The sequence below is a fragment of the Chryseobacterium mucoviscidosis genome (assembly GCF_002177115.1).
GTDB classification, from domain to species: domain Bacteria; phylum Bacteroidota; class Bacteroidia; order Flavobacteriales; family Weeksellaceae; genus Chryseobacterium; species Chryseobacterium mucoviscidosis.
Map to the genome: position 1 here is coordinate 1 of NZ_MVAG01000049.1, position 321 is coordinate 321.

A 321-nucleotide genomic window follows, 5' to 3' on the forward strand; every position below is an offset into this window, starting at 1 on the left:
CTGCTTTTGTAAAGTAAATACCGGCTTCTTGCCAGAAGTTGTTTTCGGGTATCTCCGTTTTCAAAAATATGAATGTCGGGGTTTACTTTCTTGTCTCTGGATTGTTTTATAATTTCATTTTCAAAATCAATGGCTTCCCACCGATACTGAATTCTGAGCTCCTGAACAGCTTCTGCAGCGAGTTTCTGGACATGAAATCTATCGACCACCTGCATGGCATTAGGAAAACATTGTTTCGCGATAAGCTTCATAGAACCCGCCATATCCAGAGTAATTTCTTTTACTTTCTGTCTTATTTTTCTGCTGATTTTCAAAAGCCTG

The 321-nt window shown here is 38.9% G+C and carries 1 protein-coding gene; it reads right to left on the reverse strand.

Annotated elements, in window-relative coordinates; genetic code table 11:
* The coding region (locus B0E34_RS01155; RefSeq protein WP_165762929.1) for a transposase at positions 1–321 on the reverse strand (321 nt) is incomplete at both ends.